Annotated in this window: 17 protein-coding genes; 8 read left to right on the top strand and 9 right to left on the bottom strand. The window is 45.1% G+C overall.

Annotated elements, in window-relative coordinates; genetic code table 11:
• From HBAL_RS00230 to HBAL_RS00215, 4 genes are all read right to left on the bottom strand, one after another.
• Positions 1-1,125, bottom strand: a complete 1,125-nt coding sequence (locus HBAL_RS00230) for a M23 family metallopeptidase (RefSeq protein WP_012777905.1) — start codon at positions 1,123-1,125, stop codon at positions 1-3.
• Positions 1,126-1,173: 48 nt separating this feature from the next.
• Positions 1,174-1,797 (bottom strand): hypothetical protein, encoded by a 624-nt coding sequence (locus tag HBAL_RS00225; protein ID WP_012777904.1) that lies wholly within the window; start codon positions 1,795-1,797, stop codon positions 1,174-1,176.
• Positions 1,794-2,360: a hypothetical protein gene (locus HBAL_RS00220; protein ID WP_012777903.1), complete on the bottom strand. Its 567-nt coding sequence runs from the start codon at positions 2,358-2,360 to the stop codon at positions 1,794-1,796. The genes HBAL_RS00225 and HBAL_RS00220 overlap by 4 nt, the downstream gene beginning before the upstream one ends.
• An 80-nt stretch (positions 2,361-2,440) precedes the next feature.
• Complete coding sequence (locus tag HBAL_RS00215; protein WP_012777902.1) at positions 2,441-4,672, bottom strand: S8 family serine peptidase; 2,232 nt, start codon at positions 4,670-4,672, stop codon at positions 2,441-2,443.
• 305 nt (positions 4,673-4,977) lie between these two features.
• Between HBAL_RS00215 and HBAL_RS16800 the strand changes: the two genes are divergently transcribed.
• The 4 genes from HBAL_RS16800 (at position 4,978) to HBAL_RS00195 (ending at position 7,417) form a co-directional block, all read left to right on the top strand.
• Positions 4,978-5,115 (top strand): hypothetical protein, encoded by a 138-nt coding sequence (locus HBAL_RS16800; protein ID WP_012777901.1) that lies wholly within the window; start codon positions 4,978-4,980, stop codon positions 5,113-5,115.
• 113 nt (positions 5,116-5,228) lie between these two features.
• The gene (locus HBAL_RS00205) at positions 5,229-5,978 is read left to right on the top strand and encodes an SIR2 family NAD-dependent protein deacylase (RefSeq protein ID WP_012777900.1); all 750 of its coding nucleotides are present in this window, start codon (positions 5,229-5,231) and stop codon (positions 5,976-5,978) included.
• An 87-nt stretch (positions 5,979-6,065) separates the two neighbouring features.
• Positions 6,066-6,824, top strand: a complete 759-nt coding sequence (locus HBAL_RS00200; protein ID WP_012777899.1) for a YebC/PmpR family DNA-binding transcriptional regulator — start codon at positions 6,066-6,068, stop codon at positions 6,822-6,824.
• 89 nt (positions 6,825-6,913) lie between these two features.
• Positions 6,914-7,417 (top strand): DUF4188 domain-containing protein, encoded by a 504-nt coding sequence (locus HBAL_RS00195; protein ID WP_012777898.1) that lies wholly within the window; start codon positions 6,914-6,916, stop codon positions 7,415-7,417.
• Here the strand turns inward: HBAL_RS00195 and HBAL_RS00190 are convergent.
• Entirely contained in the window at positions 7,414-8,841 is a 1,428-nt protein-coding gene (locus HBAL_RS00190) for a cryptochrome/photolyase family protein (RefSeq protein WP_012777897.1), read from the bottom strand. The two genes, HBAL_RS00195 and HBAL_RS00190, sit on opposite strands and share 4 nt — an antisense overlap.
• 179 nt (positions 8,842-9,020) lie before the next feature.
• On the opposite strand from HBAL_RS00190, the gene HBAL_RS00185 reads away from it, so the two are divergent.
• Together HBAL_RS00185 and HBAL_RS00180 are read left to right on the top strand one after the other, a co-directional pair.
• Positions 9,021-10,502, top strand: coding sequence for an amidohydrolase family protein (locus HBAL_RS00185; protein ID WP_012777896.1), 1,482 nt, complete (start codon positions 9,021-9,023; stop codon positions 10,500-10,502).
• A 9-nt stretch (positions 10,503-10,511) separates the two neighbouring features.
• Complete coding sequence (locus tag HBAL_RS00180; RefSeq protein WP_012777895.1) at positions 10,512-10,964, top strand: low molecular weight protein-tyrosine-phosphatase; 453 nt, start codon at positions 10,512-10,514, stop codon at positions 10,962-10,964.
• Between the two features lie 62 nt (positions 10,965-11,026).
• Here HBAL_RS00180 and HBAL_RS00175 read toward each other — a convergent pair whose 3' ends face one another.
• The 4 genes from HBAL_RS00175 to efp form a co-directional block, all read right to left on the bottom strand.
• Positions 11,027-11,455, bottom strand: coding sequence for an organic hydroperoxide resistance protein (locus tag HBAL_RS00175; protein ID WP_012777894.1), 429 nt, complete (start codon positions 11,453-11,455; stop codon positions 11,027-11,029).
• A gap of 72 nt (positions 11,456-11,527) precedes the next feature.
• Positions 11,528-11,929: a DUF1330 domain-containing protein gene (locus tag HBAL_RS00170; protein ID WP_012777893.1), complete on the bottom strand. Its 402-nt coding sequence runs from the start codon at positions 11,927-11,929 to the stop codon at positions 11,528-11,530.
• Between the two features lie 74 nt (positions 11,930-12,003).
• Complete coding sequence (locus HBAL_RS16210) at positions 12,004-12,738, bottom strand: 2OG-Fe(II) oxygenase (protein WP_012777892.1); 735 nt, start codon at positions 12,736-12,738, stop codon at positions 12,004-12,006.
• A gap of 91 nt (positions 12,739-12,829) precedes the next feature.
• Positions 12,830-13,402: an elongation factor P gene (gene efp / locus HBAL_RS00160; protein ID WP_012777891.1), complete on the bottom strand. Its 573-nt coding sequence runs from the start codon at positions 13,400-13,402 to the stop codon at positions 12,830-12,832.
• 162 nt (positions 13,403-13,564) lie between these two features.
• Between efp and epmA the strand changes: the two genes are divergently transcribed.
• Positions 13,565-14,596 (top strand): EF-P lysine aminoacylase EpmA, encoded by a 1,032-nt coding sequence (epmA, locus tag HBAL_RS00155; RefSeq protein WP_012777890.1) that lies wholly within the window; start codon positions 13,565-13,567, stop codon positions 14,594-14,596.
• Positions 14,593-15,639: a lysine-2,3-aminomutase-like protein gene (locus HBAL_RS00150; protein ID WP_012777889.1), complete on the top strand. Its 1,047-nt coding sequence runs from the start codon at positions 14,593-14,595 to the stop codon at positions 15,637-15,639. The genes epmA and HBAL_RS00150 overlap by 4 nt, the downstream gene beginning before the upstream one ends.
• Positions 15,640-15,680: the final 41 nt, after the last annotated feature.

The raw sequence follows: 15,680 nt of genomic DNA, 5'->3' as shown, positions 1-15,680 counted from the left end.
CTAATTTTCCAAAACCATTTCGCCCGGTGCATTCTCGCGGCGCTCATAGGCTTTGACCAGTGATGTATAAGGCGGTGCCCACGTCCAACCATATTCAGCTGTGTTTATCTTTATTTCAAAATGCAAATGCAGTGTCGTCGGCGTTCCACCAAAATCATTGGACACATATCCGATAACATCACCGGCTTTCACTTGCTGCCCCAATGTAACCTGCAATGCCCGCATGTTCATGTGCATATAGCGGTAAATTCGTCCGCCAGCCCGCACATTCACAGTGTAGCTACCGATATTGGAAATGTAGCCATCTTCAGCGGCAACAACTTCATATCGTTTGCGTTCTTCGGGCAATAATCGGCGTTCTGCCATACAGCCTTCTGGTGTACCCACACGAATATCCTGTCCAACATGCACGCCTTGAGATGGGCAATACGGAGACGTTGTCGTCCGTGTTCTATTTTCACAAAAATTGTCACGCCACGCAATTTCAAAATTGCGTTCATCACATTGGTCACCACCCCCGATGCCGCCACCATATCTATAAACTTGCGACTGAGGGTGCGCTGGCGCAGTTTTTATCGGGAAGACCATATCAGGCACATAAACGGTCAATTCTTCTGCCCCCGACCCACTATTTGGCTCTAAATCGCCTGGAGGACGGTATTCAAAAACCGGTTCAATGACTGGATCAGGCGAAGGCGTTGCGCTTGGTGTAGGCAAAGGCTTTTCTGGTGTCGGTGTCGGAGTTGCAGTGGGTTCTGTTTCAGGCGAAGTTTCCGAAGTATCATCATTGGACACTGGCTCTTCGACAACCTCTTCCTCTTGATCTACTAGATCAGAATCAGTCAGATCATCCGTATTTTCATCAGATCCAACTGCACCTGTTTCTTCCGGCAATGGAGTTGAAGTGGGGATAGGAGAAATAGGGTCAGATGTTGGCGAAGGCGTGGGTGTAATAGGTGCTGATGGTTTGGGTGTGGGTTGCGCACCTGGCTCTTCTATTGGCTCAAGCAGATAGTCACACCCGCCAACAATTATCGCCACCCCTAAAACAATCCCCGTCATTGATTTAGACGCGAGACGTTTTTTGCCACCCGACAATGGCCGTATTCTATCCAATCCAACCATTTAACACCCCTCTACTACTCAACCACCCAGTCATTTTGGCTTTATTATCTATTCCGCAACAGCCACAAATAACCCATTTACAACGGCTTTGGCCTCTTCTTCAGTAATACAGCTCGTATCGCCATCTAAAATATTACATTCAAACTCAACCAAATAGTCGGCACCAAAACGAGAGAATGCAATCTGAGCACCCGCTTCCATCTCGTCAAACTTCATTTCCTCAAGATCATCCGCATTCGCAGTTGCCGAGGACGTATCATAAACCTCATTCGTGCCGTTCACGATAATATCGTATTTTGCACCCGGATAGCTTGCAAAATAGCCATCTGGGGTGAATGCAACTGTCTGTTTTGAATTGGCTGGCATAACAATACCGGACGGCAACATCACAGGAACCGGGCTTAAGGATGCATTCCCTGCTGCCTGCGCCAATACCGCATCTGCGCTTATTCCCGCTTCAATGGCTTGGATACGCGCTTGACGTGCAGCAGCCCAATCAACATCACGTTTGGCTTGTTTAGGTGTTTCCGCACCTGATAAATCTTCTACTACACCAGTTTCTATACTGGCTGGACTTGTTGCTGTTTCAGTTTCAACAGCATCTTCACAGGAGACAAGACCAATCAAAGCAAATGCAGGCAGACCAAATCGAACAAGCTTATTCTTAATCATCTATTTTTCCCCGGTTGTGCCGTCGCATTTGGCTCGGCATAAGCGATATTTTGTAATTTTTTAAGTCGTTTAACGGCATCCATATATTCAGATTTCAAATCTGAGCGCGCATCAACCTTATCAGGGTTTAAATCAACGACAAATTCGTTTGAATAGGAAACGCGCTTCAGCCTTAAGTTCGTAAGTCCGGCTTGACCTTGAAACAATTTATCAAACTCTGCTCGACCTGCCGCCTTATCTTTCCAGAAAATATCGCAAATCCGATCAGCTTCCTTGTCATTTTTCAACATGACGACAATTTCAGGTGCAGGCCCAAATTTGGGAGGCATACCACCTGCAGGATTTTGCGCAGGTTGAACTCCACCCGTACGCACATCTTGATAGGAAGTCGGAATTATCTCTGGGGTCTGAGCTGTTTGGTCATTGTGCTCGGCAAGTTCTGCGTCAAAATTTCCCATAGGTTCAGACAGGATGAAACCACAGCCAAAAGCCGTGAACAATCCGCACAACATGGCGATGACTGGTGCCAGTTTTGTTTTCTTTTCGCTATCCTTATCCATCATCAAACCCCTTTTGTGCATTAGATATGACATACCCGAGCATAACAAAGCTATGCTGAACCATATCCGAACATGCTTTCAACCTAATCCAGCTGGGCATTAGCCAAGTCGAGAGCTACGCCTCCACATGGTCTAAAGCACATACCTTCCTGCCCAGGGATAGGCTCTGATCCGGGATAATGTGTACATTTTCCTGAACATTGCAATTGTGATCTGGAATTTGTCGCTGATTTCAAACGAGATGTCAGCTCTTCACTTGTCGCAAGCGGGAATTGAGACTTGATCAAAGCCAACGCCGCAGAGACATGAGGAGCCGCCATAGAAGTTCCGCTTTCATAGGCATAATAACATGATTCAACAGGCTCATTCGTAACCGGATCATAGCAATTTTTTGCATATTTTGTCGACAGAACACCATCTGGACGACCATCACCATTATCATCTCGCGTCAGGTCACCACCTGGTGCAAGAATATCTACAGCCTCACCATAATTGGAATAAGGCGTTAGCATACCGCGCGCATCTGAAGCCGCCACAGACACCACATTCTGACATCCGCCTGGTGCATAATATTTGGTATCAATACGCGCATTCCCGGCTGCAGCCACAACAACAACACCCGCATCCGTCGCATCATTAATTGCTTCCTGCATAGACGCCGGACAGCTTTCAAAGAGACCAATTGAGAGATTTATAATATCCGCTGGATTCGCGTTCCAGATTTCATCTCCCAGATCATCACGCGCTGGCACAACACCCGCCGCCCAGCGAATTGCATCATTAATATCAGACAGCTGACCACCACACCGACCAAGCGCACGCACTGGCACAATCGTCACATTCCATGCGCCACCAGCAACACCAGATGAATTATCTGTTGAAGCTGCACCAACTGTTCCTGCAACGTGCGTTCCGTGAAAAGTGTCTTGCGCTAATGGGTCTGTTGGATCACATGCATCCCCCGGATCATTAGGATCGGAGTCGCGACCATCACCATCATTTCCCATGAATGGATCTGATACCATATCAAAACCTGGGGCTAAATTACGAGATGATTTTATGTCTGGGTGGTCCATTTGAAGGCCCGTGTCGATAACCGCAACAGTCACACCAGCAGATCCAGTTTGATTTGCTCTACTCCAGAAATTTGCAAATCCGGCACCGCCTTCAGACTCATCTTCGCCAGTACCTTGATTTTTGAAATGCCATTGAAAACCCCATAATGGATCGTTTGGGTTTAAACCAGAGCTTGTCGTAATTGGCGTAACTGGAAGGTTTTTGGGGCGGATCTCAAATTGATTTGTGAAAATATAGTCTGGTTCAACATATTCATAATCACCCGACGCACGTAGATCTTCTACAACACATCGTGTTGCTAGCTCAGCATCTGAACGCATTGCTGTGCGTGTGGAATCTTTGGAGCAATCTTGTATTTTATCTTCAGACTTCAGCTTGTGCGGTGCAAATCTTTTGAACTTTTCATTGAGTCTCGGTTTATCATCGCGCTGGTAACCTGTCGGATCCATACCGATATTAATGACCATATTGCCGCCATCACGCGCATAAGCAGCACCCGACAAACCCATATTTTCCAGACGTTTTAGCGCTTTAGATCTGGCATCCAGCGCGGCAACTTGATTGAGTTCCTTGCGAACACGCACATCACGCTTAAATTTTTGAATTTTCTGAACAGCTTCTCTAGGTGGTTCCAGTTTTTTTAAAACCGACTCTCGTGTCTCAAAGTTTTCAATTCGCTCCATATTCCGATTAGCATGCATTGCACGCTTCACCTGCGTGCGGGCATCATTGGACAAACGAATTTGTCCATTATTCTTACTCATTTCATTGGGTTTCAGACTACGAACCACATCTGGAACAGCTTGCTCTATTGCTGCGAATTCTGACTCTGTAACAATCGCTTCAGCGACTTGCGTCTCTTCTGCTTCTGGCAATTGACTTGAGGCCGGCATCTCTTCTTCAACGACTGTCGTGAGAGATTCTTTTGGCTTTGCTATCACCGAGCCAATGACAAAATAGCTTTCCGTTTTCAAAGCCTCTTCCAGACTTTGTTCTGGCACTACAGAAGCTGTTACAATAGAACCTGACATCGCTCTGGCTTCAATTGGGGCCTGTTCTAAGTAATCAATTGCATTGGCTTCACCAAGAACATCATGTGTGAGTTGTTCTTGTACTTTTTCTGTCAGAATTTCAAAATTCTGCTGTTTTTGTTCAGCTTGTTCACACCCTGTCACCAACCCAAACGCGGCAAACACACCAGCACCTAAAAGCGTTTTGAAACTTTTCCACTTGGTCATTTCGGATCTCACAGCCTGTTTATGTTAATGCAATTGAATGATCAGCCTTTTAAAGAGCAATTATACCCCTTCAATCAACCCATTCCATTTACCTTAATGAACTCGATTTGCGACCACATAATGTCAGACAATATATAAAGTTGAGAATTAAATCTATTTATGGACTGACATTAAGGCCTTCAAACTCGATACCCAGCGCTGCAATTGCACACCATCTTTATCTCCACGAATAATCTCCTTACTTTAATAGTGGATTTATGGTATTCTTCATTTCAAATACCTTCGATATTTTTGGGAGTTGCAAAATGAGTAAATTACATGTCGACCCACTCGCGATATATGCGCTCATCGGTTTTGGCTCATTAATACTGGTTTGCTTAGGACTAACAGCTTGGGTTGTTGTGAAAGTCATGAACGCCAAACCAATAGACTCAGACCAATAGTCAAATTCGACCTGCACAACTTCCAAATACTTGCGCAGGTAATTGAATAGATTTATGGTTAATTGCATTATTGCTATACTGCTGATTAATCTTATATCTTATTGAATTTTATAATGAATTACGTACAATTTAAGCATGTTGTTTTGCTCACCGGAGCTGGTGTATCCGTAGAATCTGGAATTCCTGTCTATCGAAATGAGGATGAAATATGGACTCGCAAAGAAATGGAAAACTTCTTTCGGCCAGATACTTTTCGCAAAAATCCAGAATTAGTGCATGATTTCTATAACAAGCGTCGTATGGATTTAAAAAAAATACAGCCTAACAAAACCCACTGCCATATCGCTTATTTACAGGACCAATTATTAGGCTCCAGAACAAAATTGACAATAATTACAAAGAATGTCGACGATTTACATGAAAAAGCAGGTACGACAGATGTCATTCATATTCTTGGCGACCTAAATTCAGCTTTTTGTACGATCTGCAATATAAGAATAAAATGCATGGGTGACCTTATCACGCAGACAATCTGCTCCAATTGTAAAAATAAAAAAACCATGCGACCCGACATCGTCTGGGCTGGGGAAAAACCCTATCACATGGACAAAATTCAAGCCGCCTTAGATGAATGTGATTTATTTGTTTCGATTGGCACATCAGGCTCCGTCTATCCGACCGCAGATTTTGTAAACCTCGCAAAAAAGACCGGAGCAGTCACGGTCGAATTGAATCAAAAACCTTCAGCAAACGCCACTTCGTTTGACCATACAAATTATGGTCCTGCGTCAACAATCGTGCCTTTCTGGGTTGATACATTCATCCACGGTCAGCCTGATTCAGCGCTACACCCTTTGCAATAGCAATCAGTTTTTTCCTATCCCTTGCCGAAAAGCTGCTGAATGGGCTACACACCCTCAATCCAAGTATTTATTAAAGAAGAGGCAGCCATGGCCGGCCACTCCAAATGGGCGAATATTCAGCACCGCAAGGGTGCTCAAGATAAGAAAAAAGCGAAAATTTTCGCAAAGCTCTCCAAAGAAATAACAATCGCCGCAAAAATGGGTGGCAGTGGTGATCCGGACATGAATCCTCGCCTGCGTCTGGCCATTGCCAATGCGCGCGGTGCATCCATGCCTAAAGACAATATCACCCGTGCAATTGATAAAGCCGTTGGCGGCGACATGGAGCAATATGAAGAAATTCGCTATGAGGGTTTTGCTTCTGGTGGTGTTGGCCTGATTGTAGAATGTTCAACAGATAACAAAAACCGTTCTGGCGGTGATGTGCGTGCATCCTTCACCAAAAATGGTGGTAATCTTGGTGAAACCGGCGCGGTTTCCTTTGGTTTTGACCAGGTTGGCCAAATTGTATTTTCCGCTGAAGCTGGTGGCGAAGATGCTGTGATGGAAGCAGCAATCGAAGCTGGAGCTGATGATGTTGAGTTTGATGGTGATGCGCACATTATATACACAGCGCGTGAAGACCTGATGGATGTTGCTTCTTCGCTAGAAGGAAAATTCGGCGAGGTTGAAGCTTCTGCAACCGAACTTATCTGGAAACCGCAGAATCTTGTGCCTGTAGAAGACGAAGAAACAGCTGGAAAAATCTTAAAGCTAATCGAAGTTCTTGAAGATCTAGATGATGTCCAAAATGTCTATAGCAATTACGATATCTCAGATGAACTTATGGAAAAATTGCTAGATTAGCTTTCAAGTCTTTTAGTACGTGAAATCCGCTTGGGTTTTTCATCCTTTGTAAGGTATTCCAGTTTCATTGCGGACCGAAAGTGGGGATCATGGTTGCAACGAATGATGACTATGTCACGGTTGAAATGGAAGACGATTTTGTCGTCTTCCTGACAGGTATGCGTATCAATAAATGGTGGAAAGTGTGGAAATGGCTCCCCGTTTTTATTGCCATGCCACGCATGTGTCGTGAACTCGCTCGCCGCCCAGAACTAGGCATGATGCATTATCGCTATCATCCGGGGTTTGGAAGCATGATGGTTATTCAATACTGGAAATCTTTTGACCATCTACATGCTTATGCATCCAATCAAGGATGTGCTCATGTTCCAGCGTGGCGAAAGATGAACAAAGCCGTCGGCACAAATGGTGATGTTGGAACGTGGCACGAAACCTATATGGTGAAAAAATCAGAATATGAATGCCTATATGTCAACATGCCCGATCACGGCCTTGGCAAAGTTGGACAACAGGTCATCGCCAAAGGTAAATTACGCACGGCGAAAGGTCGCCTTGGCCATGAAAATGACGATTGGTCAAAGTTAGGCGTCTAAGCCGTCATATCCTTATAAGCCGCCAAAGCTTTATCTCGTGCTGTTTTGTGATCCACAATCGGTTTGGGGTAGTTTTCACCAAGCCTCACCCCCACTTCTTGTAAAACAAGTTTAGGTGCCTCCCATGGTGTGTGAATAGATTTGTTATCCAAATTCGCTAGCTCCGGCACCCATTTGCGGATGTAGCTACCTTTTGGGTCAAATTTTTCAGACTGCATGATTGGATTGAAAATCCTGAAAAAAGGCGATGCATCCGCACCAGAACCAGCAACCCATTGCCAGCTTGCCGGATTATTCGCTGGACATGCATCCACCAAAGTATCCCAAAACCATGCCTCCCCTTCTCGCCAATCAATACGAAGGTGTTTGATTAAAAAAGAGGCTACCACCATACGCACACGATTGTGTATATAGCCTGTCTGCCATAGCTCTCGCATCCCAGCATCAACCAGCGGATAACCGGTTTGCCCAGATTGCCACGCCGTTAAACCATTTTCATCTTGAACCCACGCAAAACCATCAAAATCTGATTTCCAATTCGTTTGCGATAAATTGTCTGCATAAAATAAAATAGAGTGCGAAAACTCTCTCCATCCCACTTCAGCAAGAAATTTGTAGCCATCCTTATCAACTTCTCCGCCTGAATGGGCATGAACACCATGCCAAATCTGAAGCGGTGAAATTTCTCCAAAACGCAGATGTGGAGAAAGACAAGATGTATGGTTTTTAGACGGAACATCTCTATTCTGACTATAACCTTTCAAGTTAATCTCCAGAAATTCTTTGAACCGTTCAAAAGCGCCCGCTTCACCTGGAACCCAGACATCCCAAAACCCATTCGTCCAATTGGGTGATGCTGGCATCAAATCCCAATCTTCCAAATTATCAAATGGCAATTGATCCAGTTGGGGTTTTGATTGGATTTTTGTTGGAACCGCTAAACTTTGCGCAGGAACACCTTCTTTTAAAGCTGCCTTCCAGAAAGGAGAGAATACCTTATAGGGTGTCCCTGCGCCCGCGCTTTTAATCTCCCATGGCTCAAACAGCACATTCGCTTTGAAACTCTCAACATTCACACCCTCTTCTTTCAGGTGCTCCATAAGAGCGCGGTCTATTGCAACGTCTTTGGGGTCATAGCGCCTGTTCCAATAGACATTGTCGATTTTCAGATCAGAAGTAAGTTTTGGAATTATATCTCGGGCATCGCCCCGCCTTAGAACAAGCGGTACACCAATCGCTTCAAGATCACTTTGCAATCTGATAAGTGATTCATGTAGCCAAGCCTTACAAGCGCTTCCCATTGGCCGCTGCGTATCAGTTTCTTCTAAAATAAATAAAGCAATTGCAGAATTGTCGCTTAACGCAGATCGTAAAGCAGGGTTATCAGATAGTCTCAAATCCTGACGAAACCAGCACAAATTCACACGTCTCTCCCACAATACTACAAACTTCTATGCTATTGATACGTGCAAGGTGTTGAAGTGGATCGTTTCACTTCACAAAACATTTCATGTGCAAACCTCATTTGCCTTGACATGAATCAACGAAAAATGTGACAGACGGTCAATTTGTCTATTCAAATAGTCTTTGAGGAGAAGAAAAAATGGCTAATGGCGAACGCTATACCAATATCGACCTTATCGGCTTCAATCTTAAAATGCTTTCAAAGGGCCGTGAACGTGCTCTTTTGATAAGTGCCGGTAGTCCCGACGACAAACAATTCCTCCTCGAATCTTGCCGCAATATGGCTGATATCGGAGTGAACATTTTTGCGACACCTGGCACGCAGCGTTTATTTGAAGCTCAAAACATCAAATCATCCCCTGCCCACAAAATCTCATCTGGCACGCAACCCAATATCAAAAATCTGATTGAGAATGGCGAAATTGATTTTGTTATCAATATTCTGACCGGCGAGCAGGATTATGATGAAGGCTCCGATGCCAAGCAGATTCGATCCCTCGCAATCAAACACGGGATCCCCCTTATCACGGATCGTGAAGTTGCCCGCGAAACTATCGCAACAGTTATCACCAATATTGAACAAGGCACATATGACTGGAAAAGACGTTCCGCTCAGCGTCCTTGGGATTTAGAAGCCAAATTCCGTGAACTCGTTGAAGAACGCGGTGGCTGGGCCAACCATCACGGCCATTTTGACAAAGCCTATCTGATCTCACCGGAAAACCTTGCACTTGGTTATGCCGACATGGAGAAAAAATGGGAACTTTATCGCCACCTAAAAGAAAACTACACACACGAAGACCTTGTCGAACGTATCTCTCGCGCACTTGAAGTTGTCCTTCAGCAAGGCTCCAAATATTGTCGCACAATGATTGATGCAGACAGCATTATCGGCCTTAAAGGTGTTCATGCAGCCCTTGAAGTCAAAGAAGCTTATAAAGACAAAATCAAATTTGAAATCGGTATCCAACCACTTGAAGGCGTGTTGGACGAGCGGACTCAAAAACAATATGTTGAAGCCTGTAAACTCGCAGATTTCTGCGGTGGCCTCCCATCCCGTGACCGCCCGCGTGAGAGCGAACACCTAGACTTCATCATGAAAACAGCCAAAGAACTTGGCAAGAATGTCGAAGTCCACGTCGATCAGGAAAACAATCCCTACCAAACAGAAACTGAATTGCTCGCGCTCAAAACAATAGAGCATGGCATGCAAGGCCGCGTTTATGGCATCCACTCCATCTCAGTGTCTTGTAAAGATAATTCTGAGCAGGACCGCATTATCAAACTCGTCAAAGAAGCTGATGTCGGTATCGTGATTTGTCCATCAGCCGCTCTTTCCATGAAGCAATTGCCAATGCCGGGCCCGCTTCACAACTCAATCGGACCGTATGTAAAAATGAAAGAAGCCGGTGTGCGTGTCTATCTTGGTATAGATAACATTGCCGACCTCTTCATGCCGATTGTGGATGGTGACATGTGGACAGAGACGCGCATGTTGATGGAAGCATGTCGTGACTATGACCTGAATGCGATTGCAGACTGGGCCACACGTCCGCCGCTTCACCTTGAAGAAGAATTGTTAGTTGTTCCCGAAACAATGACTGAAAAACTCGACGCATAAGAAACTGATATGACCCGTATTCTCTTTGTATGCCTTGGAAATATATGCCGCTCGCCAACAGCGGAAGGTATTTTCACCCAACACGCAAAGGATGCGGGTCTATCTCACCTTACAATCGACAGTGCAGGCACAGCCAGCTGGCATAGCGGCAAACCACCCTATGAACCCATGCAGGACGCTTGTCGCGCACGCGGATATGATCTCTCACCCCTTCGCGCCCGTCAGTTCACAGCCCAAGATTTCTATGATTTTGATCTCGTCCTTGTTATGGATCAATCAAACATGGATGACGTAGAAAGCCTGCGCCCAAACAATTTAAACACGCCCGTTCAGCTCTTTCTGGAATACGCCAATAACACAGAGCTAACTGACGTTCCCGATCCCTATTACACGCGCGATTTTGACCAAACGATTGATCTGGTCGAGATGGCAAGTGTTGGGCTCATCGCCTCACTAGGTTAGCTAAAAAAACGCCCTCACTTTTCAGCGAAGGCGTTTCCATTTCAAATTTCTAAAAAATTTAGTTATGCAAGCGACAATTGCACATCAATATTGTTGCGAGTTGCGTTTGAATAAGGGCAAACTTGGTGTGCTTTTTCTATCAACGCTTGGGCAGCTTCTTGATCTACACCCGGCAAATTAACCTCCAGCGCGACTTCCAATCCGAAACCACCTTCAGAGCGCGGTCCAATCCCAACTGTCGCCGTTACAGAGACATCATCAGGAACTTTCACGCTTGTGTCTTGCGCCGCAACGGCTTTCATCGCGCCAATAAAACAAGCTGAATATCCAGCTGCAAACATTTGCTCTGGGTTCGTGCCATCTCCACCCGGTCCGCCCAATTCTTTTGGGGTTGTAAGTGTGACATTCAATTGACCATCTTCACTTTTGGCAGACCCAGTACGTCCACCGGTAGCAGTCGCTTTGGTTGTGTAGGCAACTTTTACTGACATTTTCAACTCCCTTAAAATTAACTCTTAGTCTTCAAGTGGTCATGATCAATCAAAAGATCAATGCCGCCTCGTTTATTCAGCTGGTTTAGTTCTAATCAGCCTTGACGTTTCAACCGCTGCTTTACGATGTTTGGTCACTTTTATGTATTCTGGATTGGTCACCATATCGATGAACGCCTGACCATTTGGATATCTCACCACAAAAGCCAAATCCCAATTTTCATCTTGGGGTCCAATAAACGTTAATTCTGGCTTGCCCGACCAAATAACCTTGCCGCCAACACCTTCCACAAATTTTGCTGCATTCTGACTATAAGTTTTGTATGCCTCCGCACCTGTCGCAACAGTCCCGTCTTCATATTTAGCCTGCGCGTTAAATTTGATCAGATTTATCATCTCAACGGGATGATCTTTTGCCATTCCCATCAATTGTTCAAAAATCTCTTTTTCAGGCACCACATAAGGTTCAGACATGATTTCCTCCGGATATAGCCTCTATCAGCTTCTCCAAACACCTTACTGCTGTTTAAAGCCCAATCAACGTCACGCTAGGACAAGGAATTGTGTGTACGAAACCATCCTGTAATAGAAATGCGCTCTTTCTGGGTATCTTCGATCACTGGGCTAACCTGATGCATCACAGGAACACTAAAAATAGAAAGCGTATTAAAAGCAGGCACAAAAGCGTCCGTCATTTTTCTATTGCTATCAAAAAACTCCAATTGCCCGCCAAGTTCAGCCGTCCATTCCGGTGTTAAACTGTAAACATAAGCAAATTTACGGTTCTTTCCGATCACACCATCATCATGATGATTTAAAAAATGTCCCGCTTGAAAATTCGTCGCTTGCATATCGCAAAACTCGGCATCCGCGCAGGTGACTTGGTTTAAAAAACGCAATACAGCTTCACTATTAAATGTCTCATACAAGCGTATGAGAACATCTTCAGATAAGTTTCCAGAACTCACCATATCTGCAATAGGGTAATTTTTATAGAGATATTGAAATTGCGAATGTCGGCGTTGCTTAGCAGCGTTTATAATCAGATTTGTCTTAGTTGGTCCAAGTGCATCTATCTGCGCCGGATGTATATCAAAATGCTTGCCATTTTCATTTAATACCAAACGCCAATCTAGTGTTTTTAAACATTCAAGAATGGATTTCGCCGCGCTCTGTGACAGAAAATCAGGAATTTGCAAACGCGAACTTTTCTTGAACGCGTTCGCCAGAAGTGAAGTATTCAATTCTGGATTAACCTCAAAGTTTTCAACTGCAACCGTCACTCAACATCCATTCAAAAAATCTGATCCAATAAAAATGGCCGCTCTCTTCATTATAAGAAAGCGGCCACAAAATTATACAAGGAAATTAGATTTAATCTTTCGCACGCGTTTCGTATGTCATTTCTTCTGTATTGATAATGATACGTGTGCCCACACCAATGTGTGGTGGCACCATAACACGCATACCGTTTTCCAAAATTGCTGGCTTGTAAGAAGAAGAAGCTGTTTGACCTTTAACAACAGGTTCAGTTTCTGTGATCTCGAAAGTCATTCGCGCAGGGAATGAAATAGACACAGCAACATCATTAAACATCTGAAGCACAACGGTCATATTCTCTTGAAGCAAAGGAGCGGAATCGCCAACCATTGCAGCAGGCACCATGAGTTGTTCAAACGTTTCAGGGTGCATGAAAATATAGTTTTCACCGTCTTCATACAGATAATTGTAGTCAACCTCTTCGACGAAAGCGCGTTCCAATTTATCTTGGGTTTTAAACGTGTTGGACACTTTAATACCATCAGAAATACGGCGCATATCAATCGTTGTTGTCGGAGTCCCTTTTCCCGGACGGAAAGACTCTGCTTTTAGTACGACATACAATTGACCGTCAGTGTGCTCTATGACGTTGCCTTTACGAATATTGGCTGCTGTTTCTACGGCCACGATAACCTACCTTTATTGCTTGTGCGCACCAGATGGCTTAAAGCACAGCTCTAGCCAAGCGCGGATTGCGAGATTGACCCTTCCCATAGCGGTCTATACGCCTTTCGCCAAGGGGCTAACGGCATTGGGCTATCGATTATCAAACAGTTCAGGACACAGATTATGAGCGACACGCCTTGGTGGGATGCAAAAAGACACGCTGACAGGCGTCCCTTCTTGCTCGCGCGCAATAAGGTACGTTCAGCACTTCGAAACTGGTTTGAAAATGAAGAATTTTTAGAAGTTGAATGCGGCGCGCTTCAAATTTCTCCGGGAAATGAAACCCATTTGCATGCGTTTTCATCAAAATTTTTGGATGAAGACGGCTCAACCAATCAAGAATTATTCCTGCACACCTCACCTGAATTTTCTTGCAAAAAACTCCTCGCCGCTGGTGAAACAAAAATCGTTGATTTTGCCCGTGTGTATCGCAATCGTGAAAGCGGCCCGCTCCATTCTCCCGAATTCACCATGATAGAATGGTATCGCACGGGTGCCAGCCTTAAAGACGTTATGAAAGATACAGCAAATCTGGCGAGACTTGCATTAAACGCGACGCAGGCAACACAAATGATGTGGAAAAATTCTTCATGTGATCCACACAAAGAACCAGAATTTCTGACATTAACAGACGCGTTTTCTCGCTATGCAGATATAGATCTAAACGCTGTACTTGAAGACACACCTGCATTCAAAGCCGCCGCCGCAAAAGCTGGTGTCAGTGTATCAGATGGCGCAGAATGGACCGATATATTTTCTGCCGTTCTCGTCTCAAAAATCGAGGATAAACTCGGGATAGATCGTCTAACATTCCTGTATAACTATCCAATATGCGAAGCTGCTTTGGCGCGGCCATGCCGTGATGATCCTCGCTTTGCCGAACGCTTTGAAATGTATGCTTGCGGGGTCGAGCTTGCCAATGGATTTGGCGAACTCACCGACCCAATTGAACAACGCAAACGTTTTGAAGCAGATATGATTTTAAAGCTTGCCTATTACGGTGAAAATTATCCACTCGATGAAGAATTACTCGCCGCCCTGCCTCATATACCTGACGCGTCAGGTGTCGCCCTTGGTTTTGATAGATTAGTCATGCTTTGCTCAAATGCGCGCCGTATTGATGATGTTTTATGGACACCGTTTCCAAGCCAATGACCAAAACACTCAAATCCGCACAAGACTTTAAAAATCTCGGCATTACCTCACCAGAGATTACGCAGAATATCGACACTGTATCCACAAAATATGCTGTCGCAATGACGACTGAACTCGCAGATTGTGTGAAAAACCCCAGCAGTGATGACCCGGTTTTACGCCAATTTTTGCCTCTCATTGACGAACTAACCACCCTGCCAGAAGAACGCGAAGACCCAATTGGCGATTGGCCCAATACCCCCGTTGAAGGCATTGTCCATCGCCACAAAGATCGCGTTTTACTAAAAATAGTCTCTATCTGTCCGGTCTATTGCCGTTTTTGTTTCCGCCGCGAAATGGTGGGACCTGATAAAGATAATATGCTGCGCCCAGAACAGCTTGATGCCGCTATAGACTATATTGCGAACCACCCAGAAATCTGGGAAGTCATACTTACAGGCGGTGATCCGATGATGCTCTCCCCCCGCCGCGCACGAGAACTCACCCAGCGCCTTGAAGCCATTCCGCACGTCAAAATCATCCGTTGGCACACCCGCATGCCCGTCGCCAAACCTGATATCGTCACGGCAGAATACGCTCAAGCAATAAAAAGCTCAACAAAATCAGTATTTGTTGCCCTTCACGCAAACCACGCCAATGAATTTTCAAACGCAGCCAAACAAGCCTGCGCAAACCTGATTGATGCTGGTATTCCTATGGTGTCTCAAAGTGTTTTACTTAAAGGCGTCAATGATAATCTAGATGCTTTATCAGACCTGATGCGCACTTTTGTTGAAAACCGCATTCGTCCCTATTATCTGCATCACCCCGATTTCGCTCCCGGCACATCCCATTTTCGTGTAAGCGTAGAAGAAGGCCAAAAGCTCGTCCAAGGCCTTCGAAACACGCTTTCCGGCCTTTGCACCCCCACATATGTCGTCGATATTCCCGGCGGTGTTTCCAAAGCTATCGCCACACCGTCAGACGCCCGCGAAATTGACGGCCAACTTTCCTTGCGCGGACAAGATGGGCAATGGCGAGCCTATCCACCCTCTGAAAAATAACACACCATTATTTGCTTCACTTCCAAGCTAGTTTAACAATA

The sequence above is a fragment of the Hirschia baltica ATCC 49814 genome (genome assembly GCF_000023785.1).
Taxonomy (GTDB): Bacteria; Pseudomonadota; Alphaproteobacteria; order Caulobacterales; family Hyphomonadaceae; genus Hirschia; species Hirschia baltica.
The sequence above is the reverse complement of the archived record's forward strand: the minus strand, read 5'-3'. Positions and strand labels throughout refer to the sequence as shown.

Coding starts and splice junctions, on each gene's coding strand:
- HBAL_RS00215 (WP_012777902.1), bottom strand. CDS start 4,672: ATGACCAAGTGGAAAAGTTTCAAAACGCTTTTAGGTGCTGGTGTGTTT.
- HBAL_RS00220 (WP_012777903.1), bottom strand. CDS start 2,360: ATGATGGATAAGGATAGCGAAAAGAAAACAAAACTGGCACCAGTCATC.
- HBAL_RS00200 (WP_012777899.1), top strand. CDS start 6,066: ATGGCCGGCCACTCCAAATGGGCGAATATTCAGCACCGCAAGGGTGCT.
- HBAL_RS00230 (WP_012777905.1), bottom strand. CDS start 1,125: ATGGTTGGATTGGATAGAATACGGCCATTGTCGGGTGGCAAAAAACGT.
- HBAL_RS00170 (WP_012777893.1), bottom strand. CDS start 11,929: ATGTCTGAACCTTATGTGGTGCCTGAAAAAGAGATTTTTGAACAATTG.
- HBAL_RS00150 (WP_012777889.1), top strand. CDS start 14,593: ATGACCAAAACACTCAAATCCGCACAAGACTTTAAAAATCTCGGCATT.
- HBAL_RS00225 (WP_012777904.1), bottom strand. CDS start 1,797: ATGATTAAGAATAAGCTTGTTCGATTTGGTCTGCCTGCATTTGCTTTG.
- HBAL_RS00195 (WP_012777898.1), top strand. CDS start 6,914: ATGGTTGCAACGAATGATGACTATGTCACGGTTGAAATGGAAGACGAT.
- HBAL_RS00205 (WP_012777900.1), top strand. CDS start 5,229: ATGAATTACGTACAATTTAAGCATGTTGTTTTGCTCACCGGAGCTGGT.
- epmA (WP_012777890.1), top strand. CDS start 13,565: ATGAGCGACACGCCTTGGTGGGATGCAAAAAGACACGCTGACAGGCGT.
- HBAL_RS00180 (WP_012777895.1), top strand. CDS start 10,512: ATGACCCGTATTCTCTTTGTATGCCTTGGAAATATATGCCGCTCGCCA.
- HBAL_RS00175 (WP_012777894.1), bottom strand. CDS start 11,455: ATGTCAGTAAAAGTTGCCTACACAACCAAAGCGACTGCTACCGGTGGA.
- HBAL_RS00185 (WP_012777896.1), top strand. CDS start 9,021: ATGGCTAATGGCGAACGCTATACCAATATCGACCTTATCGGCTTCAAT.
- HBAL_RS16800 (WP_012777901.1), top strand. CDS start 4,978: ATGAGTAAATTACATGTCGACCCACTCGCGATATATGCGCTCATCGGT.